The organism is Phenylobacterium sp. (genome assembly GCF_004799395.1).
Lineage (GTDB): Bacteria > Pseudomonadota > Alphaproteobacteria > Caulobacterales > Caulobacteraceae > Phenylobacterium.
In genome coordinates this window covers 1-20,152 of sequence record NZ_SSMZ01000204.1, presented here as the reverse complement: position 1 = coordinate 20,152, position 20,152 = coordinate 1, and the positions used below count along the sequence as shown (strand labels likewise).

General features: G+C 68.4%; 16 protein-coding genes. 10 read left to right on the top strand and 6 right to left on the bottom strand.

Features of this window, described 5'->3' with window-relative positions; all coding sequences use genetic code 11:
- The first annotated feature begins 96 nt into the window (after nucleotides 1-96).
- The 3 genes from E8A12_RS13270 to E8A12_RS13260 all read left to right on the top strand — a co-directional run bounded on the left by E8A12_RS13270 (nucleotide 97) and on the right by E8A12_RS13260 (nucleotide 6,002).
- Nucleotides 97-3,276, top strand: a complete 3,180-nt coding sequence (locus E8A12_RS13270; RefSeq protein ID WP_293369453.1) for an efflux RND transporter permease subunit — start codon at nucleotides 97-99, stop codon at nucleotides 3,274-3,276.
- Nucleotides 3,273-4,724 carry an efflux transporter outer membrane subunit gene (locus tag E8A12_RS13265; protein ID WP_293369450.1) on the top strand — a complete coding sequence of 484 codons (1,452 nt, stop codon included), beginning with the start codon at nucleotides 3,273-3,275 and terminating at the stop codon, nucleotides 4,722-4,724. The genes E8A12_RS13270 and E8A12_RS13265 overlap by 4 nt, the downstream gene beginning before the upstream one ends.
- Nucleotides 4,725-4,796: 72 nt before the next feature.
- On the top strand, nucleotides 4,797-6,002 hold the full coding sequence (locus tag E8A12_RS13260) for an acyl-CoA dehydrogenase family protein (protein WP_293369448.1): 1,206 nt from the start codon (nucleotides 4,797-4,799) through the stop codon (nucleotides 6,000-6,002).
- Between the two features lie 112 nt (nucleotides 6,003-6,114).
- Here E8A12_RS13260 and E8A12_RS13255 read toward each other — a convergent pair whose 3' ends face one another.
- Both E8A12_RS13255 and E8A12_RS13250 read right to left on the bottom strand, forming a co-directional pair.
- On the bottom strand, nucleotides 6,115-6,309 hold the full coding sequence (locus E8A12_RS13255) for a hypothetical protein (protein WP_293369446.1): 195 nt from the start codon (nucleotides 6,307-6,309) through the stop codon (nucleotides 6,115-6,117).
- 460 nt (nucleotides 6,310-6,769) lie between these two features.
- Complete coding sequence (locus tag E8A12_RS13250) at nucleotides 6,770-7,600, bottom strand: PEPxxWA-CTERM sorting domain-containing protein (protein ID WP_293369444.1); 831 nt, start codon at nucleotides 7,598-7,600, stop codon at nucleotides 6,770-6,772.
- Nucleotides 7,601-7,887: 287 nt separating this feature from the next.
- Here E8A12_RS13250 and purL point away from each other — a divergent pair, with 287 nt between their 5' ends.
- Both purL and E8A12_RS13240 read left to right on the top strand, forming a co-directional pair.
- The gene (gene purL / locus E8A12_RS13245) at nucleotides 7,888-10,089 is read left to right on the top strand and encodes a phosphoribosylformylglycinamidine synthase subunit PurL (RefSeq protein ID WP_293369442.1); all 2,202 of its coding nucleotides are present in this window, start codon (nucleotides 7,888-7,890) and stop codon (nucleotides 10,087-10,089) included.
- Complete coding sequence (locus tag E8A12_RS13240) at nucleotides 10,089-11,216, top strand: alanine racemase (RefSeq protein ID WP_293369440.1); 1,128 nt, start codon at nucleotides 10,089-10,091, stop codon at nucleotides 11,214-11,216. Before purL ends, E8A12_RS13240 begins: the two co-directional genes overlap by 1 nt.
- A 9-nt stretch (nucleotides 11,217-11,225) precedes the next feature.
- On the opposite strand, the gene E8A12_RS13235 is transcribed toward E8A12_RS13240, so the two are convergent.
- Together E8A12_RS13235 and E8A12_RS13230 are read right to left on the bottom strand one after the other, a co-directional pair.
- Nucleotides 11,226-11,687 carry a hypothetical protein gene (locus E8A12_RS13235; RefSeq protein ID WP_293369438.1) on the bottom strand — a complete coding sequence of 154 codons (462 nt, stop codon included), beginning with the start codon at nucleotides 11,685-11,687 and terminating at the stop codon, nucleotides 11,226-11,228.
- A 41-nt stretch (nucleotides 11,688-11,728) separates the two neighbouring features.
- On the bottom strand, nucleotides 11,729-12,097 hold the full coding sequence (locus E8A12_RS13230) for a glycine zipper 2TM domain-containing protein (RefSeq protein ID WP_293369436.1): 369 nt from the start codon (nucleotides 12,095-12,097) through the stop codon (nucleotides 11,729-11,731).
- Between the two features lie 117 nt (nucleotides 12,098-12,214).
- On the opposite strand from E8A12_RS13230, the gene E8A12_RS13225 reads away from it, so the two are divergent.
- The 5 genes from E8A12_RS13225 (at nucleotide 12,215) to E8A12_RS13205 (ending at nucleotide 16,720) form a co-directional block, all read left to right on the top strand.
- Nucleotides 12,215-12,628, top strand: a complete 414-nt coding sequence (locus E8A12_RS13225; RefSeq protein ID WP_293369455.1) for a response regulator transcription factor — start codon at nucleotides 12,215-12,217, stop codon at nucleotides 12,626-12,628.
- A gap of 107 nt (nucleotides 12,629-12,735) precedes the next feature.
- Complete coding sequence (locus E8A12_RS13220) at nucleotides 12,736-13,278, top strand: DUF4199 domain-containing protein (protein WP_293369434.1); 543 nt, start codon at nucleotides 12,736-12,738, stop codon at nucleotides 13,276-13,278.
- Nucleotides 13,279-13,311: 33 nt separating this feature from the next.
- Nucleotides 13,312-14,355, top strand: coding sequence for an NADP-dependent oxidoreductase (locus E8A12_RS13215; RefSeq protein ID WP_293369432.1), 1,044 nt, complete (start codon nucleotides 13,312-13,314; stop codon nucleotides 14,353-14,355).
- Between the two features lie 25 nt (nucleotides 14,356-14,380).
- Nucleotides 14,381-15,361 carry an MBL fold metallo-hydrolase gene (locus tag E8A12_RS13210; protein WP_293369430.1) on the top strand — a complete coding sequence of 327 codons (981 nt, stop codon included), beginning with the start codon at nucleotides 14,381-14,383 and terminating at the stop codon, nucleotides 15,359-15,361.
- A 39-nt stretch (nucleotides 15,362-15,400) separates the two neighbouring features.
- Nucleotides 15,401-16,720, top strand: coding sequence for a hypothetical protein (locus tag E8A12_RS13205; protein ID WP_293369428.1), 1,320 nt, complete (start codon nucleotides 15,401-15,403; stop codon nucleotides 16,718-16,720).
- Between the two features lie 64 nt (nucleotides 16,721-16,784).
- Here E8A12_RS13205 and E8A12_RS13200 read toward each other — a convergent pair whose 3' ends face one another.
- Nucleotides 16,785-19,277 carry a TonB-dependent receptor gene (locus E8A12_RS13200; protein WP_293369425.1) on the bottom strand — a complete coding sequence of 831 codons (2,493 nt, stop codon included), beginning with the start codon at nucleotides 19,275-19,277 and terminating at the stop codon, nucleotides 16,785-16,787.
- A 210-nt stretch (nucleotides 19,278-19,487) separates the two neighbouring features.
- A complete protein-coding gene (locus E8A12_RS13195) occupies nucleotides 19,488-20,033 on the bottom strand; it encodes a hypothetical protein (RefSeq protein WP_293369423.1) in 546 nt (181 codons plus the stop codon).
- Between the last annotated feature and the right edge of the window lie 119 nt (nucleotides 20,034-20,152).

The following is a 20,152-nucleotide window of genomic DNA, read 5'->3' as shown; positions in this document are numbered from 1 at the left end:
CAGCCGATCCATCCCGTGCCGGCTGGCTCCGCGCCGCGGCAGCCCAAGCCCGGCTCCGGCGACAATTCCGGCGACCGGCGCCGGGGCTAGCCCGCAATGATCTCCCGCATCTTCATCGACCGACCGATCTTCGCCTGGGTGATCGCGATCGTCATCATGCTGGCCGGCGCCGGCTCGATCCGCGCGCTCTCGGTTGAGCAGTACCCCGACATCGCCCCGCCGCAGGTGAACATCCGCACCACCTATCCCGGCGCCTCGGCCGAGGTGTTGGAAGCCAGCGTCACCCAGATCATCGAGCAGCAGCTCACAGGTATCGACGGGCTGATCTACTTCCAGTCGACGTCGGACTCGGCAGGCAACGTCAACGTCACCGTCACCTTCGTGAAGGGCACCAACCCGGACATCGCCCAGGTCCAGGTGCAGAACAAGGTGCAGCAGGCGATCCCGCGCATGCCGCAGGAGGTGCAGCAGCAGGGCCTGGTCGTCGCCAAGTCCAACCCTGACTTCCTGCTGATCGCCTCGATCTACGACAAGTCCAACCGGCAGAGCAGCGCCGACGTGTCCGACTACGTGGTGTCGAACCTGCAGGAGCCCATCGGCCGGATCTCCGGCGTCGGCGACTTCCGCGTGTTCGGCGCACAGTACGCCATGCGCATCTGGCTGGACCCCTACAAGCTGGCCCGCGTCGGCGCGGTGCCCGGGGACGTGATCGCCGCGCTCCAGGCTCAGAACACCCAGGTCGCGGCCGGCCAGATCGGCGCCCTGCCCTCCGGCGACAGCCAGATGCTGAACGCCACCGTCACCGCCCACTCGCGCCTGACGACGGTCGACCAGTTCAAGAAGATCATCATCAAGACCCAGACCGACGGGTCGAAGGTGCTGATGAGCGACGTGGCCCGCGTGGAGCTGGGCAGCGAGAACTATTCGACGCTCAGCCGCCTGAACGGCCACCCCGCCTCAGGCATCGCCGTGAACCTCTCTCCCGGCGCCGACGCCCTGAAGACCGCCGAACTGGTGCGCGCGGCGATCACCGAGCGGGCGAAGTCCTTCCCGCCCGGCTACGAGTACGCCTTCCCCAATGACGCCACCGACTTCATCAAGCTGTCGGTCCGCGAAGTGGTGCAGACCCTGCTCGAGGCGATCGTCCTGGTGGTCATCGTCATGTTCGTCTTCCTGCAGAGCTGGCGGGCGACCCTGATCCCGGCGATCGCCGTGCCCGTCGTGCTCCTGGGCACCTTCGGGGTCCTGGCGATCTTCAATTTCAGCATCAATGTGCTGACCCTGTTCGGCCTGGTGCTGTCCATCGGCCTTTTGGTCGACGACGCCATCGTCGTCGTGGAGAACGTCGAGCGGGTGATGCTCGAGGAGCCCGGAATCTCGCCCCGCGACGCCACCATCAAGTCCATGGATCAGGTGCAGACCGCCCTGATCGCCATCGCCATGGTGCTGTCGGCGGTGTTCCTGCCGATGGCCTTCTTCGGCGGTTCGGTGGGCGTGATCTATCGCCAGTTCTCGATCACCATCGTCTCGTCGATGGTGCTGTCGGTGTTCGTGGCCCTGACCCTGTCCCCGGCGCTCGCCGCGACCTTGCTGAAGCGTCCGAACGCCGAACACCACAGCGGCAGCGCCCTGGACCGGATGCTCGGCAAGTTCGGCGGCCAGTTCAACGCCTGGTTCAACAGGACCGCCGACCGCTACCAGCGCGGGGTCAAGTGGGTGATCGGCAAGATGCGGCTGGCCATGATCGTCTACGCCGCACTGGTCGCGGTGCTGGTGGTGATCTTCCTGCGCTTGCCCACCAGCTTCCTGCCCGTCGAGGACCAGGGCACCGCGCAGCTTCAGTTCACCCTGCCGCCCGGCGCGACCATGCCCCGCACCCTGGCGGCGGTTGAGCAGGTCGAGAAGTATTTCCTGACCAAGGAAAAAGCCGACATCACCGCGGTTTACGCCGTGCTCGGCCAGAGCAACCAGGGCTCGGGACAGAACGCCGGCCGCGGCTTCATATCCTTCGCGCCCTGGGACGACCGCAAGGGCAAGGACCATACCGCCGCCGCCATCACCGCGCGGGCCACCAAGGCCATGGCCGGCCAGCTCCGCGACGCGCAGTTCTTCGCCCTGAACCCACCGCCGGTGCGCGGGCTCGGCCAGTCGAGCGGCTTCACGATGGAGTTGCTCAACTCCGGCGGCCTCAGCCGTGCGCAGTTCAAGGCTGAGATGAACCAACTGCTCACCGAGGCGCGCAACGACCCGGTGTTGACCGGAGTGCGCCAGAACTCGCTCGACGACAATCCGACACTGCTGGTCAACATCGACGAGGAAAAGGTCGGCGCTTTGGGTATTCCCCAGGCCCAGGTCGACCAGACCCTCGCCGTCGCCCTGGGGGGCGATTACGTGAACGACTTTGTCGACCGCGGCCGGGTGAAACGGGTCTTCGTCCAAGCCGACCAGCAGTACCGCAGCGTGCCGGAGGATGTGGCGGCCTGGTATGTGCGATCGGCCAATGGCCAGATGGCGCCATTTTCAGCCTTCTCGCAGATCAGCTGGGCCCAGGCGCCCAACACACTGGGCCGCTTCAACGGGGTCTCCAACTACGAGATCCAGGGCGACTCCGCCGAGGGCCGCTCGTCCGGCGAGGCCATGGACCACATCTCCGCGATCGCCGCCAAGCTGCCGGGCGTCTCTGTCGCCTGGAGCGGGCTGTCCTATCAGGAGCGGCTGTCCGGCGGGCAGGCGCCGGTCCTCTACGCCATCTCGCTCCTGGTGGTCTTCCTGTGCCTGGCCGCCCTCTACGAGAGCTGGTCGGTGCCGTTCTCGGTGATGCTGGTGATGCCGCTTGGGTTGTTGGGGGCGGCGCTCGCGGTCGCGGCGCGGGGCCTGACCAACGACGTCTACTTCCAGGTCGGCCTGCTCACCACCATGGGCCTTTCGGCCAAGAACGCGATCCTGATCGTCGAATTCGCCGAAGGCGCCGAGCGGGAGGGGAAAAACGCTTTCGAGGCCGCGGTCGAGGCCGCGCGCCTGCGGCTGCGCCCCATCCTGATGACCAGCCTGGCTTTCATTTTCGGCGTCTTCCCCCTGGCCATCGCCACCGGCGCCGGCGCGCAGAGCCGGATCGCCATCGGCACTGCGGTGATCGGCGGCATGCTGACGGCCACGGTGCTGGCGATCTTCTATGTGCCGATGTTCTTCGTCCTGGTGCGCCGGCTCTTCAAGAGCCGTCACTCAGCCGAGGCGCACGGTCCGGACCAGGCCGCACCGCAAGAGACTCCGGCATGAGGAAGCTGCTCGCCGTCCTACTGAGCGGCTCCGTCCTGGCCGGCTGCACGCTTGAGCCGCATTACGTCCGCCCGACCGCCGCCATCCCCCAGAACTGGCCGGTGGGCGAGGCCTATCCGACCACGCAAGCCCCCCCCTTGCCCTCGGTCAGCTATCGCGACGTCTTCAAGGACCCGCACCTGCAGGCGATCATCGTGCGCGCGATCGCCAACAACCAGGACCTGCAGGTGGCGATGGCCAACGTGGTCATCGCCCGCGCCCAATACCGCGTGCAGCGCGCCGAGCTGCTGCCGCGCATCGACGCCACGGGCGGCGCCACCGAGGCTCACGGCAAGGTCGAGGTGATAAACCCGGGCGGCGTCATCACCACGCCTCGCGAGACGGCTCGATCCTATACCGCCGACATCGGCTTCAGCGCCTTCGAGCTCGACCTCTTCGGCCGCATCCGCTCGCTGACCCACGCGGCGCAGGGCCAGTATTTCGCCAGCGAGGCCGGGGTGCACCAGGCGCGCCTGACCCTCGTGGCCGAGGTCGCCGACGCCTACCTGACGCTCGCTACCGATCGCAGCCTGCTTGCGATCGCCAAGGACACCGTCGCCAGCGCCAGCAAGACGGTCGACCTGACCCAGGCGCGACTGTCCGGCGGCGTGGCTCCGCGCACCGATCTGCGCCTGGCCCAGACCGTTCTGGAGCAGGCCAACTCCGACGTGGCCAACCTGACCACCATCGTCGCCCAGGACCGCAACGCCCTGGAGCTGCTGGTCGGCGCGAAGGTGGCAGACACCGACCTTCCAGCCTCGATCGAGAGCGTCGACGGCTCCCTGGCGGAAGTTCCGGCGGGCCTCGACTCGCGGATCCTGTTGCGCCGTCCAGACGTGGTGGCCGCCGAGTACAGGCTGCGCGCCGCCAACGCCCAGATCGGGGCCGCGCGCGCCAATTTCTTCCCGACCATCGACCTGACCGTGCTCGCGGGCGCGGCGAGCCCGGCGCTCGGCGCGCTGTTCAACGGCCAGAACTTCAACTGGACGGCTTCCGGTTCGGCCGCCCAGACGATCTTCGCCGGCGGCGCCAATATCGCCAACCTGTCCCTCGCCAAGGGCCAGCGCCAGCTGGCGGTGGCGCAGTACCAGCAGGCGATCCAGACCGCCTTCCGCGAGGTGGCCGATGGACTGGCCCGCCGCGGCACAATCGACGTCCAACTCGCCGCGCAGAACCGTCTGGTCGGCGACGCCGAGGACGAGCTGACCCTGGCCACCGCCCGCTACCGCGAGGGCGTCGATCCTTTCCTGAACACCCTGGAAGCCCAGCGGACCCTCTACGCGGCGCGCCAGACCCTGGCCTCGGCGCGCCTGACCCGCGCCGACAACCTGGTCACCCTTTACCGCACCCTGGGCGGCGACCAGCTGATCGACACCCGGCCGGCGCCGAAGCTGACGCTGCCCAGCTGATCGCGCCATGGGCAAGCTTGCCGCGCCGGCCGCGCGGGCTAGAGTGCCTGCCGATCAACAGGGAGTGCGGCCATGGCGGACTTCGGAGCCGATATCGAGCTTGAGGACTTCCGCGCCGAAGCGGCGGCCTGGCTGAAGGCCAACTTCCCCGCCTCGCTGTCCGGCAAGGGCCAGCTGGCCATGTCCGAGCGCTCGTCGGCGAGCGCGGACTTGGTCTCCTGGCGCAAGGCGATCGGCGAAAAGGGCTGGGCGACGCCTGCGTGGCCCACGCAGTACGGCGGCGGCGGCCTCTCCCCCGCCCAGGCCCGCGTCCTCGCCCAGGAGATGGCCAAGATCGGCGCCTTCAATCCCCTGATGTTCGGCATGGGGATCACCATGATCGGGCCGACCATCCTCGACTACGGGACCGAGGCCCAGAAGGCCAAGCACCTCCCGCCCATCGTCCGCGGCGACGTCCAGTGGTGCGTCGGATATTCCGAGCCCAACGCCGGCTCGGACCTGGCCTCCCTGCAGACCAAGGCGGTCGACGCCGGCGATCATTGGGTCATCAACGGCCAAAAGACGTGGACCAGCGGGGCGCAGTATTCCGACTGGTGCGGCCTGCTCACCCGAACAGACCCGAGCGCAAAGAAGCACGACGGCATTTCCTTCATGCTGGTCGACATGCATCAGCCGGGGATCGAGACGCGGCCCATCGCCCTGATCGCCGGCGCCTCGCCCTTCTGCGAGACTTTCTTCACCGAGGCCGTCGCGCCCAAGGACGCCCTGCTCGGCCAGCTGAACGTCGGCTGGACGGTGGGCAAGCGCCTCCTGCAGCACGAACGCGCCAGCCAGACCGGCGCCATCGGCGGTGGCCGACAGGCCCCGCTCAGCCAGGTCGCCAAACGCTACGTCGAGGTCGACGCCGACGGCCGCATCGCCGACCCGGACCTGCGGACCCGGCTTGTTCGCCACGAGATGGACGCCAGGACCCACGCGCTGACCCTCGCCCGCGTCATGGCGGAATCCCGGGAGGCCAACGGCGCCACCAACGGCGCCTCGGTGCTGAAGAACTCCGCCACCCACGTCGCCCAGACCCGCGCCGAGCTCACGCTCGAGATCATGGGCGCCCAAGGGCTGGGCTGGGAGGGCGAGACCTTCACCCGCGAGGAGATCGAGACCGTCCGCGGCTGGCTGTCCGGCAAGGCGATGTCGATCTACGGCGGCTCGGCCGAAATCCAGAACAACATCATCTCCAAGCGCATCCTGGGCCTGCCGGACACGACGCAGTCGTCTTAGCCGCAGAGCGTGCGCGGGGCGGTCGCCGTCTCGGTTCCAATCGTCAGACCGGCCTAGCCGCCAAGTGGCGGACCGCGCGGGGACAGCCTTGCTGGCGGCCCGCCCGCCAGGCTCACCAGATCGCCAAGCCTTGGCTGGTCGGCAGCTCGAGCACCGGGATTCCACGCTTGGCGAGCCATTCCGTCTCCGCGATTTGCTGGGCGCGGTAGGGCAGCGCGCCGAAGTCGTCGAGCACAACCCTCGCACCAGGAACCAAGAGATCTTCGATCGCGTCCGGCGCGCCGATTTCGGCCGGAGCGTTGTTCATATCAATGTGGGTCGCGGACGGACCTCATGCCCGAGCCAGGTGCGAGAAAGGCCGCCCTCGCGGGCGGCCTCTGCCGCTTCCATCTGAACCGCGCAGGACCGAAATCCTGGGAAGCGCCGCGGGGCCCCCGAGCCCGAGCGTCTGGAGACCCAGACGCCGTTGCCAACCGTGGTCGCCCAAGGCGCAGCCTCGTGCAAGAGGCGTGACGCCGCAGACGCAAGGTTTCGCCTGAGCCTGTGCCCACCGGGCCACGCCGTGAAATGGCCCCATTGGGACCCCGGCGACGCCACATCCCCATCGTTTATAACATTCGTCGGCTGATCGGCATCCGGTCGGATCCTGAACAGCCCCCCCAGCCCCCTGATTGGGCGCAGGTTGGCCGACGCCCCTCCTTCCGCTCCACGCGAAAAAGCCCCGACGTCGCCGCCGGGGCTCGTTTCGTCGACCCTTGCGCCTCGTATCAGGCGAAGGCGGCTTGCGCCCGACGTCGGCGCAAAAGCGCGCCCAGCCCGCCGAAGCCCGCGAGCATCATCGCCCATGCCGTCGGCTCCGGCACGCCGGCCGAGAAGGTCTGGCCGTCAAAGGCGTCGGCCTGGTCTTGCGTCAGCACGCCGGAGAAAACGTTGACCGTCGCCACACGCACCGCCGACCACTCGCCCTGGCCGCCGCCCGCGGTGTTGTCCAGGAAGAGGCCCAGGAGGTCGTTGGGATTGGTGAGGCTGCCTTCGGTGAGGTTCATCACGTTAGTCGTCGCCACCAGGTTGGAGCCCTGGTCGATGTAGGCGTGGACGTTGTCCGTCACCGCGTTGGGATCCACGGTGATGACGACGTTGCGATAGGCGTCTGCCACGAAGCCGGCCGTCGAGCCGGTGACCGGGTAGACATCGAGATCGTTGTTGGGATCGGCGTAGAAGCCGTTGTCCGAGGTGCGGTCCAGGCTATCGAGGATTCGCCGCCATGCGCCATCGCGGGTCAGGAATTCGAAGGTCAGTTCCACCGAGTAGCCATTGGCGTTGCTGATCAGGCCCGTGCCGTCGAAGTTCAGCCCGCCCTGCAGCGCAGGCGTCGTGCTGCCGGCGGTCTGGTAGACCGTACGCGTCACCCCGTTCACCGTATCGGTGACATAGGACGCCCCAGCGGTTGGATCGACCGCGGTGAGGGCGGGTCCGCCGACGCTCGAAGCGAGCGTGCTGTTGAACCCGTAGCTGGCCACCAGGGACGCGGCCGCATGAGCCGAACCTCCGACGGCCAGAGCCGCCGCGGTCGCCAGGGCGATTACCTTGAATTTCATCGTCAGACCCCTCTGGGAGGTCCGACCTCCCGCCATTGGAACCGTCTAGGGGTGGGAGGGTCCAGGCTCTCCCCCTAGGTTAACGAAACGCTAAGCGTCAAAAACGGCGGGCGAAAGCATCTTCCCCTCTCAGGGGAAACACCGTTCTGTGAATTCTGACCGCGCGTGCCGCCAAGTTGCGGCGGCGGCGCGAATTCAGCCCGCTTCATGAGCTGCGGCGTGCGCCGGCGCCATCAGCTGGCCCGGCGCCTATCGCGCTCGCCCACGAGTCCGGCTAGAAGCCCGCCATGAGCGCTGAGCCTTCCAAGACCATGGCCGATACGGCCGCCGAATTCGGCCTGAGCGCCGCGGAATACGGCGTCATCGTCCAGCGCCTGAACCGCGAGCCCAACCACGTCGAACTGGGCGTGTTTTCGGTGATGTGGTCCGAGCACTGCTCCTACAAATCCAGCAAGATCCATCTGGGCAAATTCCCGACCACCGGGCCCAAGGTGATCTGCGGTCCGGGCGAGAATGCGGGCGTCATCGACATCGGCGACGGGCAGGCGTGCATCTTCAAGATGGAGAGCCACAACCACCCCTCTTACATCGAGCCCTATCAGGGCGCCGCGACCGGCGTCGGCGGCATCATGCGCGACGTCTTCACCATGGGCGCACGACCCATCGCGCTCTTGAACGCCCTGCGGTTCGGCGACCCTAGCCACCCGAAAACCAAACGGCTGGTGGCCGGCGTGGTCTCGGGCATCGGCGGCTACGGCAACTGCGTCGGCGTGCCCACGGTGGCCGGCGAGACCAACTTCCACCACGGCTACGACGGCAACATCCTGGTCAACGCCATGTGCGTGGGCCTGGCCGACGCCGACAAGATCTTTTACTCGGCTGCGCCCGCCGCCGGCCTGCCGGTGGTCTATTTCGGCTCCAAGACCGGCCGCGACGGCATCCATGGCGCGACCATGGCCTCAGCCGAGTTCGACGACGCTTCGGACGAAAAGCGCCCCACAGTCCAGGTCGGCGACCCCTTCGCCGAGAAGCTGTTGATCGAGGCGACGCTGGAGCTGATGGCCTCGGGCGCCGTCGCCGCCATCCAGGACATGGGCGCAGCCGGCCTCACCTCCTCCTCGGTCGAGATGGCCGGCAAAGGCGGCGTCGGCGTCGAGCTCGACCTCGACATGGTGCCGCAGCGCGAAGAGGGCATGAGCGCCTATGAGATGATGCTCTCGGAGAGCCAGGAGCGGATGCTGGCCATCCTGAAGCCCGGCCGCGAGGCCGACGGCGAGCGCATCTTCGCCAAATGGGGCCTGGACGCGGCCACCATCGGCCAAACCACCGATACCGGCCGCCTGGTGCTGAAGCACAAGGGCGAGACCGTCTGCGACGTGCCGCTGGCGCCCCTGTTCGACGACGCCCCGCTCTACGACCGCCCCTGGACGGCGCCGGCGCCGCAACCACGCCTGAGCGCCGCGGAGGTGCCCGCGCCGACCGATTACGCCGCCGCCATCCTCAAGTTGATGAGCGCCCCGGACATGGCGTCCAAGCGCTGGCTCTGGGAGCAGTACGACCGCCACGTCATGGCCGACACCCTGGAGGACAGTTCCACCGGCGCGGACGCCGGGATCGTGCGGGTCCACGGGTCAAAGAAGGCGCTCGCCGTCACCTCCGATGTCACGCCGCGCTATGTCCAGGCCGACCCTTACGAAGGGGGCAAGCAGGCCGTGGCCGAGGCCTGGCGAAACCTCACCGCCGTGGGCGCGCTGCCCATCGCCATCACCGACAACCTGAACTTCGGCAATCCCGAGCGCCCGGAGATCATGGGCCAGATCGTCCGCGCCATCGAAGGCATGGCGGAGGCCTGCCGTGCGCTCGACTTCCCCGTCGTGAGCGGCAACGTCAGCCTCTACAACGAGACCAATGGCGCCGCCATTCCGCCGACGCCCACGGTCGGCGCCGTGGGCCTGATCGCCGACTACGGCCGACGCGCGGATTTCTCGTCAATGAAGTCCGGCGACGCCCTGGTGCTGATCGGCAAGACCGTGGGCGAACTCGGCGCCTCGATGTATCTGCGCGAGGTGCTAGGCCGCGAGGCCGGAGCGCCGCCGCCGGTGGACCTTGCCGTCGAACGCCAAAACGGAGACTTCGTGCGCAATCTCATTCAGTCCGGACAGGTCTCTGCAGTGCATGATCTTTCTGATGGCGGCCTGATCGCCGCCTTGGCCGAGATGGCGCTGGCTTCCAAGGTCGGCGCCCAGCTCCTGGCCGACGCCGACGCGCCCGACCACGCCTGGCTGTTCGGCGAGGATCAGGCTCGCTATCTGGTCGCCACAAGTGCGCCCTCAGCCTTGCTCGCCGCCGCCGAGGTCAGCGATGTCCCGGCCCGCGTGGTCGGCGAAGCCGGCGGCGATGATCTGGCGCGGCCCGGTCTTTTCAGCTTCAGCCTGGAGGCGCTCCGCGGCGCTCACGAAGGCTGGATGCCCAGATATATGGGAGCCTGATGTCCAACCGTCCCGCCGACACCGCCCTGATCGGCCAGCCTGGCTCCCGGGCCCAGATCCCGACTCCCGCCGCGGTCCTCGACCTCGACGCCTTCGAGCGCAACATCGCCAAGATGGCGGCGCGCGCCAAGGCCGCCGGCCTGGCCCTGCGCCCACATTCCAAGTCCCACAAGACCTCCGCCATCGCCCATCGCCAGATCGAAGCCGGCGCGGTCGGGATCTGCTGCGCCAAGCTGGCGGAAGCCGAGGCCATGGCCGCCGCGGGCGTAGACGCCATCCTCGTCACCTCGCCCATTGCCGGCGCGGGCCAGGCCGAGCGGGCCGCGGCCCTCGCCCAGACCGTCGCTGACTTCCGCATCGTCGTCGACCACTCCGACGGCGCGGCCGAACTCGGAGCCGCCGCGCAAAGCCCGATCCAGGTGCTGATCGATGTCGACCCCGGGATGGGCCGCACCGGCGTCCACGACGCCGCCCAGGCGGTCGAGGTGTTCCACACCATCGCCGCCCAACCGAACCTGACGTTCCTCGGCGTGCAGTGCTACGGCGGCCACTGGCAGCACATCGCCGGCGCCAACGCCCGCGCCGCGGCCGTCGCCGACGGCATGGCCTACCTGACCAGCGTGATCGCGGCCTTGCGAGCGGCGGGGGCCAAGATCGGCGTGGTGACCGGCGGCGGCACCGGCTCCTTCGCCGCCGACGCCGCGCAAGGCGTGCTGACCGAGGTCCAGCCCGGTTCCTATCCCTTCATGGACCGTGACTACCGCGAGGCCCTGCAGGACGATCCCGACGGCGCCTTCGAACAGAGCCTGGTCATCGCCACCACGGTGATCACCGCCAACCACCCAGACTGGGTGACCGTCGACGGCGGCCTGAAGGCCTTCTCCACAGATGGCCCCCTGCCCGTCCCGCTGACGCCGAAATTCTCCGCTTCAACCTATGGCTACTTCGGCGACGAGCATGGCCGCCTGAGGCGTCCGGACGGCGCCTTGGTCGCCCGCGGCGAGCGCGTCGACTTCGCGCCCGGCCACATCGACCCGACGCTCGATCGCTACGACATCATCCACATGGTCAGGGGCGATGTCCTGGTGGAGATCGCGCCCGTCGAGGCGCGCGGCGCGTCGCAATAGGCCCGAAGGCTAGCTGATCCCGTCAGGGACGCCGTTGGTGATCGGCGGCGGCGCGCAGGCGCCGGCGCGGGCCTGCACCACGTAGAGCAGCGCTCGCCCGCTCGCGTAGGCGCTGTGTTCGGCCAGCGGGGTGGTCGGCTGGCCGGTGATCACGCTGGCGGCCTCGACGTCGGAGCCTGGCTGGCTCAGCGTCTGCTGGTTCCAGCGGGACAGCTGGACGTTGCAGGCGGCCACCGCGGCCTGCGCCACCGTATCGGCTGGGTCCCGCGAGCCTGCAAGGCTATAGGCCCAGCGCTTCACGCACTCCTCGACCGGCGCGGCGCCCTCCGCGCCGGCGACGATCGGAGCCGCTTTGGTCTGCTTGAAGTCTACGCAGAGCTTGGGATTGGCGGCCATCTCGTGGCGTTCCTCGCAGGCTCCAAGGCTCAGGGCGGCTAGGGTCAGCACGGCGGCGGCGGCGAAGCGCTTCATGGATCAGACCTCGTGGAGGGGTGGATGTCGGACGCGCGGGCTCAGCGGTTGTAGGTCGGCGCGGGCGGAAGCACGGCGTTGCCGTATTGGTCGTAGTAGATCCTGCGCGTGGGCCCGCCGTATTGCGCCGTCGAATAGGGCGCCCGGCGTCCGCGGTAGTAGGCATGGCGATAGGAGCCGCAGCCGCTCTTGGCGATCTCATGGCCGACCACTGCGCCGCCCAGGCCGCCAATAATCGCCCCGCCGGCCCCCTTGGAGATCGAGTTGCCGATCAACGCCCCGCCGACGCCACCGAGCAGCGTGCCGGTGTTCTTGCGCTGCTCGCATGAGGCGTTGGCGCTGGTGGGCCCGGCGATCATCGGCAAGGAAATGAGCGCCGCCAGGGCGCTCAGGGCAAGCATGTTGCGCATCGTCAGGTTCCGATCTGTGGTCTCTCGCCGGTCCTAACGCGCGAGGCTGTGTCGGGATGCGAACACAGGTTTCCAGAGCCTGTTGACCGCCGCCCAGGATCACGCACCATCGTGGCGATGACGCGAACCATCCTGATCTGGGCCCTGGTCCTCGCCGCGGGAGCCTTCGCGCTTCAGTGGCTGGAGTTTCAATACCTGGCCCGGCGGTTCTCCTTCGAGATCTACGTGGGCCTGATCGGCACGGCGTTCGCCGTCGGCGGCGTCTGGCTGGGCTGGCGGCTGAGCGCGCGCTCGGCAAGCGGCCCCTTCGCCCGCAACACCGCCGCACAGGCCTCCCTCGGCCTCACCGGCCAGGAGATGAAGGTGCTGGAGCGTCTGTCCGCGGGCCTCTCCAACAAGGAGATCGCCCGCTCGCTGGGTCTGTCGCCCAACACCGTGAAGACCCACCTGGCCAACCTCTTCGCCAAGCTGGAGGTCGCCCGCCGCACCCAGGCCATCGCCAGGGCCCGCGACCTGCAGCTGATCCCCTGACCGGCGGCCGGCCGAATGGACCAGACCCACGAATTCACCCATTCGGGCGATACCATCCGCCCCCTGCCTCCCCCAGACTCCCGGCGATCCAGCTGGGAGCCAAAGCCGTGATCCGCATCATCCTCACCTACGGCCTGATCTCGGGGCTCGTCATCATCCTCGGCATCATGTTCACGATGTTCACCGTCGGCGACCACGGCGGCGCCAGCCTGTGGCTGGGTTATCTGATCATGCTCGTGGCGCTGTCCTCGATCCTGGTGGGTGTGCGCCAGCACCGCGACCAGGCGCTGGGCGGGGTGATAAGGTTTCGCACCGCCCTGATGGTCGGGCTCGGCATCGCGCTGGTGGCGTCGGTCGCCTACGTGCTCATCTGGGAGGTCTATCTGGCCGCCACCCACTACAGCTTTATGGACAAGTACGTGGCCTCCATGCTGTCGGCCAAGCGCGCCGCCGGCGTCACCGGCGCGGCCTACGCCAAAGCCGTCGCGGAGGCCGAAACCATGCGCCGCCAGTACGCCAATCCGCTCCACCGCCTGCCGGAGACCTTCCTGGAAATCTTCCCCGTTGGCCTCGTCATCGCCTTGGTCAGCGCCGCCCTGCTACGCAACCCGCGGTTCCTGCCGGCCAGGATCCGTATGGTGGCCGCCTAGGCGGCCGCGGCGCGCGGACGTAAGAGGGGGCCCATGCCCACCTACCGCTACTGGACCCGCTCGACCGCGCCTCTGCCCGCCTGGCCGCAGCCCGACACGTTCAAACTGCGCGAGGCGGAGGCGCCCACCCCTGGCCCCGGCCAAGCCCTGACGCGGACCATCTACGTCTCCCTCGATCCCTATCAGTGGGGCTACAAGAAGCGCGGCGTTGAAGCGACCGGCGCGCCCTGCCATGCCCGCACTGTCAGCCAGGTGGTGGAAAGCCGCATGGACGGGCTCGCCGCCGGCGACTTCGTCTTCAACACCAACGGCTGGGCGGAGATGGGGTTGATGGGCGAAGACGTACCGCGGCCCAGCTACATGATCCCCCGCAAGCTGGATCCCGCTCAGGGCCGCATCTCCCAGGCCGTGGGCGTGCTGGGGATGCTGGGCCTCACTGCCTATGCCGGCATGGTCCTGCAATGCGAGCCGACACCGGGCGACACAGCCGTTGTCTCGGCGGCCTCCGGCGGCGTCGGACAGATCGCGGGCCAGCTCGCCCGGCTGAAGGGCGCCCGCGTGGTTGGGATCGCCGGCAAGCCGGAGAAGTGCCGCTTCGTGACGGAAGAGCTGGGCTTCGACGCTTGCGTCTCGCACCTCAGCCCGACCTTCGCCGCCGACCTGAAGGCCGCCTGCCCGGCCGGCGTCGACGTCTATTTCGAGAATGTCGGCGGGGCCGTCTTCGACGCCGTCCTGCCGCTGTTCAACCCGGGCGCACGGATGACCATCTGCGGCCTGATCTCGTCGTACGGCGACCCGGACGGCGCCGACGCCCGCGCCGCCCTGATGGCCAAGGGCGAGCCTATCTTCACCGACCGCCGCGTCACCGTCCGCGACCTCTTCGTCGGCGACTACGTGAAGGATCACCACGACGAATTCCTGGCCCAGATGGGCCCGTGGGTCGCCGCCGGCCAGGTCAGATACCGCGAGGACATCCGCCAGGGACTGGAGACCATCCCTGCGGCCTTCGCCGAGATGCTGAGCGGCGGCAACTTCGGCAAGATGCTGGTGCAGGTGGGCGCCGATCCGACACTCTAGGGCGTCGAGACGGGGGATTCGGGCCATGAAGCTGTGGAAGGGTGCGTCGGTCGCTGCGGCGGTCCTGGCCGTCCTGATCGGGCTGGCGCTGGCCTTCGCGCCAATCCTCTACGCCGAGGCCTTCATGGGGCCGGCGTGGCTGCGCCAGTTGACGGCCCCACCCTCGCAGGCCGGTTACGACGCCCGCCCCGGCCCGGCCGCCGGAACCGTGGCGGAGGGCTATTGGCGCGTGCAGCAGATCGCGCCGGCGACCTGGGCCATCGGCGAGCCGCAAAACGATCCCGACAACTACGAATACCTGCTGGTCGGCAAGACCCGCGCCCTCCTGATCGACGCCGGGTCGACGACGCGGGACATGCGCCCGGTGCTGGCCGGCCTGACCAGCCTGCCGGTGACCGTGATCCCCACCCACCTGCATTTCGACCACACCAACGGCCTGCGCCACTTCGCCGACGTCGCCCTGATCGATCTGCCCCAGACCCGAGCCAGCTTCCACGAGGGACGTTTCCACCTGAGCCGCTACCAGTTCATGCACCTGGGCCAAGCCGGCGGCCCGCCGGTGTTCCCGGTCACAAAATGGGTGAAGCCCGACGGCGTCATCGACCTGGGCGGGCGCCAGGTTCAGGTGCTCTCGACCCCCGGCCACACCGCCACTTCGGTCTCGATCCACGACCCGGCGGCGAAACTGCTGTTCACCGGCGACCTGATCTACACCACCACCCTCTACGCCTTCATGCCGGACTCCAGCCTTTCGGCCTACGTCTCGACCGCCGACCGCCTGCTTGCCACGATCCCCGCCGACACGACGATCTACGGAGCCCATTGCTGCCGCAACGACGCGCCGGCCCAGGCGCCCTGGATGAAGATGAACGACCTGCGCGACGTCCGGCAGGCGGCAGCCGACATCCAGTCCGGCAAGGGCAGGGGCCGCGGCCTGATCATCCGCCGTTTCCCGGTGAACAGCCGCATGACGCTGCTGACCCTCTATCCGTTCGGGAATCGCTAGCGACTTGCGCAGGCGCCGCAGCGTCTCCAATCTTGACCCATGCCCATGCCGCTCCGGCGCGCCAGCGCCAGCCTCGTCCTGCTCGCCGCCTTCGCCCTCGCCGCCCCGGCCCGCGCCATCGAACCGGCCAAGGCCACGCTCGTCTTCGACGAGGCCAAGACGATCTGCGAACGCGACCACGGCATGCTGTGGGGCAAGTCGCTTTGCGGCCCGATCCTGATCGTCGAGCCGGCCGACCGCGCGCTCACCGCCAACCAGGCCGACGCCGGCGGCGTGCTGAAGCTGTCGAGCGGGCTCTTCACCGGCATCCTGCCCAAGGCCGACAACATCGCCAACAGCCCCATGGACTGGTCTGGGACCCACTGGACCGAGCTGGTCTCGCCGCTGATCCCGGACGAGGCGGACAAGCGCCAGGTGATGATCGCCCATGAGCTCTTCCACCGCATCCAGCCGGGTCTTCCCATCGCCACGCCGAAGGCCGGCGACAACGCCCATCTCGACACGCTCGAGGGACGCTACCTCCTGCAGCTCGAATGGCGCGCGCTGGCCAAGGCCCTGGGCGCCCCCAGCCCTGCCGCCCGCAAAGCCGCCATCGCCGACGCTCTGCTCTTCCGAACCGCCCGCTACGCCCGCTTCCCCCACGCCGCGGCGGATGAGAATGCGCTGGAGCTGATCGAGGGCGTCGCCGAGTACACCGGCGTGCGCCTGGGCCTGGCGACCCCGCAGGCCCGCATCGCTTATGCGATCGGCGACCTCAGGCCCTATATCCCCGACGCCACCTTCGTGCGCTCCTTCGCCTATGCGACGGGGCCAGCCTACGGGCTGCTTCTGGACCGCGCCGATCCGGCTTGGCGGAGCAAACTCGCCTCGGGGCGGAGCCTCGATCAGCTCCTTCGCACGGCGATGCGCCTGCCGGATTCCGAGCCCGATGTCGCGGCCGATCGCGCCAAGATCTACGACCCTGACAAGTCCCTGCGCGCCGGCGAGCTGAAACGCGATGAAGCCATGAAGGTCCGCGCCGCCGCCAACCAGGCCAAGCTCGTCGACGGCCCGGTCCTGATCGTGCCGTTGAAGCACATGAACTATTCGTTCAATCCGCAGACCCTGCAGGCCCTGGGCGACCTCGGCACGGTCTACCCGACGCTGCGGCTGATCGACGAATGGGGCGTGATCGAGGTCGAGGACGGCGCCCTGATGGCCAAGGACGAGAAGACGCTAAGCGTCTCGGCGGTCGGCGTCGAGGCATCTGGCCTGAAGGGCAAGGGCTGGACCCTGACGCTGAAGCCGGGCTGGGCCGTGAAGGCGGGGCCGCGGAAGGGTGACTTGGCGGTGACGCCGGCGGGCGGCGCATCACAATAGGCGGCGGGTCGAGGCATCACGGCGGACCGAGGCTTCTCCCCGGCCCGCCGATCGCCTCGCTCGATCAGAACGTGAAGGTCAGTCGGCCGTAGTAGTAGCCGCCGTTGATTCCGAACGGGGAGTACTGCAGCGGCTCGCCGTAGACGTTGTTGCCGTCGGCCGGCCGTACGCCGCCGGCGCCGTTGGGGACATTCGGCATGGACGGTGGGCGGTGGTTGAAGAGGTTGTTGGCCCCCATCGCCAGCTTCAGGTCGTCGCGGATCGCATAGTCGACTTCCAGGTCGGTGATGCTGGTGACCGGGATCGTGGTCCTGACCCCGTTGTTGCCGGTGCCGTCCAGGCTGTAGCGCTCCGAGCTTTCGCCGAAGACCGTGTCGCGCAGGTTCGCGCTCCATTTGCCGAGCGTCCAATAGGCGCCCAGCACCACCTTCTCCCGCGGCACCGCAGTAGTCAGTGTGTCGACAGCGTTGGCGCCGAGCAGGACGGTCTGGCCGATCGCCACGGAGGTCACCGCCGCCGGCAGGGCGTTCTGTTTGGTGATCGTCGTCTTGTTGTAGTTGACGCCCACCGACCAATCCACGTGGCCCATCTCACCGAAGTCCGAGGCATAGTTGCCGGTGAACTCCGCGCCGTCTGTGCGGGTGTTGGCGCCGTTCGTGAAGACGCTGATCCCCACATAGGTCACCCCCGGATCGAGGACGTTGCCGTGCGCAGCGATCGCGTTCAGCACACCCTGTGAGACCACAGCCCCGTTGTTCAGGCCGAGCAAGGTGCCGGTGGCCACGATCCGGTTGCGGATGTCGATCTCATAGGCGTCGAAGGTCAGCTGCAGGCCTTCGACCGGATGGCTGACGAAGCCGACGCTGTAGTTCGTCGACTTTTCCGGCTTCAGGTTCGGAAAGCCCGCCAGATGTGCGGCCGGCGAGTTGGCGGGCAGCTGCACCACCGCGAAGGTCGGCGCCACGTTGGTGGCCGAATAGTATTCCTCCGCCAGGGTCGGGGCGCGGAAGCCGTCGCTGATGGTGCCGCGCAGCGCGAAGGCCGGGGTGAAATCATAGCGGGCGGTGAGCTTCCCGACCGTGGTGTCGCCGAAGTCGTTGTAGTGTTCGTAGCGTCCGGCCACATCGACCTTCAGCTGGCTGATCGGCGTCAGGGCGACGTCGGCGTACCCGGCATAGTTGGTCCGGGTGTGGGTCGCCGCGTCGGTCGCCTGGAAGCCGGGATAGGATTGGCCGCCTTCCTTGTAGGTCGACAGCGGATCGCCCTGGCCGATGGTGAACTTGCTTTGCCGGTTCTCGGCGCCCAGGGCCACGTTTAGCGGCGCCGCCATGCCGACGTCGAACGCGCGGTCGATATCGAGGGTCGTGGTCCACTCCGAAGCCGCAAAGGTCCCGTCGAAGAAGTTGCGCGGCGTCTGGCCGGTGTCGGCGTAGAGCGAGGCGTTGGCGGAGTTGATGGTGGAGATGTCGTCCTTGTCGCGTCCATAGGTGGTCGAAAGGTCCCAGTTCCAGTCGGCGACCACCCCGCGAATACCGCCGGTGAAGCTATAGTCGTCCTCCACGAGCTGTTCGCGCGGCGAGAAGCCGTTCGGGAAGGGCACGGTCGTGACGCCATTGACCGTACGGGTCACCTTGCTTGGCAGGCGATAGTTTTCGAACGCCGAGGCCTTGCGGTGCCCGTAGCTGCCGGTGCTGTAGGCCTCGACTCCGCCGCCCAGGTCATAGCCGGCGTTGTAGAAGCCGTCATAGGTGTCGGACTGGGTGTCGCCATAGATGTTGTTGACGTTGGGCGAGCCCGTCGCGCCGGGCAGGCCGGCCACGTCGATGGCGCTGTCGCCCGGAGCCAGGGTGCCGTTCAGGTTGAAGACCCGGCGATCGGCGCCGCCCTGGCGGCTGAAGCCGTGATAGCGCTGCTCGACCGTGGTGTTCAGGAATCCCTTGTCGCCGAGCTCGAAGCCCTTGTTCAGCGACCAGGCGCCGGTGTCCCCGTCGCCCTCGTAGTACTGGCCGCCTGTGATGCTCGCCGCGCCACCGTGGTTGGCGTCCTTGAGGATGATGTTCACCACCCCGGCGATGGCGTCGGAACCGTATTGCGCCGCCGCGCCGTCAGTCAGCACCTCGACGTGGTCGATCGCGGCCACCGGGATGAAGCTCAGGTCGGCCGTCGCCGCGCCCTGGAACGAACTCGGATCGACGTGCAGGTTGGCGGTCGGGTGGCGGCGCTTGCCGTTCACCAGGACCAGGGTGTCGTTCGGGTTCAGGCCGCGCAGCGCCGCCGACAGCGTGAGCGCCGCGGTGTCGGCGCCATAGCCTTCGGCGTTGAACGACGGCAGGTTCTGAGAGAGCGCCTGGATCAGGTCGGGCTGGCCCACGCGCTTCAGCGCCAGGGCGCCGACGACTTGGACCGGGGCGGCGCTGTCCTCGGCTTTCACGCCGGTGACGCGGGTGCCGGTGACGATCACTTCCGAAACCTGGCTGGCTGGATCGGCGGCGAGAGCTTGAGACGACAGCAGCGCAGACAGCACGACTAGGCTCGCGCCCATGTATTGTTTTTTCATGGTTCCCCCTTGGAGCGGATGTCCGCGCACGGAATATGCGCGCCAGCGATTCTACGACCGCCCGAGGGCGGCCTGGAGCCGGTCTCCGCTCCAAACATCCGCGCCTGCGCCGCTTACCCTGTCAATTTTATCAGGGACGTCAAAAACCGTTTTTGTTGCGCCCTGGTAATGAAGCCACAATTCGACGACCGCCGTTAGGCGATCGGGACCTCAGTTCTCGGCGACGTTCGCCGCGCCGCGCGGGGCCGGGCTGACCAGTTCGATGTGCAGGTGCGGGCCTTGGTGGCCGTGGGGTCCTTCGGCGGCCACCTTGAAAGGCGCGCCGGCGCGTTTCAGCCTTGCCGCGGCGCTGGCCGGCGAGAGACCAGGCACCACCGCGTCGTAGGCCCCTGGCGCCTCAAGGTCGCCGAGGGAGTGGCGGGACAGGCGTCCGGCCGGCACGGTTCCGGCCCCGGCCCGGCGCAGGGCGTTCTCCTGGGCCACCGTCCGGAAGCCGCTGGTCTGACGCCAGCGGCCCTCGCCGAACACCTGGTCCATCAGCGTCCTGAAGTCGTCCGGCGCAGCGGCCTCGGCCACGTGGCGGCGATGGCGGCCGGGATTGACCTTCTCGGCTTCGTCGTCGGCGCTGACCACCGCGATCATCTGCGGCGCGGGCTCAGGCGCGGCGCGGTGGGCGGCCAGAGCCGCCTGCCCCGGCGCGAGGCTGCAGGCCAGCGCCGCCGCCGCCGCCAGAAGGGGTCTTGCCGCCAATCTCATGCCCGCAGCCTAAGTGATATTGGCTTCCAGACCGTTGACCGCCCGGATCAAGATATCTCACGCCTCCAGGCGCTTCTCGTAGAACAGGTTGGTCGGGTGCTCGCGGTGGTGGGCGAAGG